1 protein-coding gene is annotated in these 353 nt (G+C 66.9%); it reads left to right on the top strand.

What is annotated here, in order from left to right; all coding sequences use genetic code 11:
• Positions 1 to 67: 67 nt before the first annotated feature.
• Positions 68 to 353 (top strand): helix-turn-helix domain-containing protein (locus ADK54_RS47545; protein ID WP_234392109.1); only part of this gene is annotated, 286 nt, incomplete at its 3' end.

Raw genomic sequence — 353 nt, 5'->3', positions numbered from 1 at the left:
GGCGGATTCAACCGGTCGTTGCAACACCTCGTCCTCGGAGGTGTTGATGGGCAGGCCAGCAGGGTGGATGGCGGCGTTGACCGGGCGTTCGCCGATGAAGTCACCAGGTGCGCCGGCGCTACGGCGGGAAGTGGAGCGTCAGTTCTGGCGGGAGATCGCGAAGGGACTGCTCCCGGAGGAGGCGGCAGCTTCGGTCGGCGTATCCCAAGCGGCGGGGGGAAGATGGTTCCGCCACGGTGGCGGCATGCCACCAATGGATCTTGCTCCGCAGTCCGGCCGGTACCTGTCCTTTCACGAGCGTGAAGAGATCGCGATCCTGAAAGCGCAGGGCATCGGGGTCCGGGAGACCGCGC

It is taken from the genome of Streptomyces sp. WM6378, from assembly GCF_001279695.1.
Taxonomy (GTDB): domain Bacteria; phylum Actinomycetota; class Actinomycetes; order Streptomycetales; family Streptomycetaceae; genus Streptomyces.
Note: the sequence above shows the minus strand (reverse complement) of the source record. Positions and strands in the feature narration are given on the sequence as shown.